Origin of the sequence: Paenibacillus sp. SSG-1 (assembly GCF_002224835.1) — a bacterium.
Taxonomy (GTDB): Bacteria; Bacillota; Bacilli; order Paenibacillales; family Paenibacillaceae; genus Paenibacillus_AQ; species Paenibacillus_AQ favisporus.
On the sequence record NZ_MBRK01000001.1, the window covers coordinates 6896058 to 6896303 of the forward strand.

Annotated in this window: 1 protein-coding gene; it reads left to right on the plus strand. The window is 78.0% G+C overall.

All coding sequences use genetic code 11. The features are described 5' to 3' along the window. Window positions 1-42: 42 nt before the first annotated feature. A partial coding sequence (locus tag BCV73_RS36015; protein WP_481855818.1) for a hypothetical protein occupies window positions 43-246 on the plus strand: 204 nt, incomplete at its 3' end.

A 246-nucleotide genomic window follows, 5' to 3' on the forward strand; every position in this document is an offset into this window, starting at 1 on the left:
ATGCGCCGCGTGCGGCCTCGCGGCCTGCGCCTACTGCGAGGCATGCCTCGCGCTTGGGCGCAGCCGCGCCTGCTCGCTGCTGCTTCGCACAGCAGCGGATCCGGCCGTGCGGGGCACGGCCGGGGAATCCACCGCCGCCGTCGCGGAGCGGTGGGGATTGAGCGCAGCCCAGGGCGATGCCGCCTGGGCCGCGCTGGGGTTCCTGGCGGAGCCGCCCAAAGGGGGCTCCGCGGCAGGGGGGGGGGC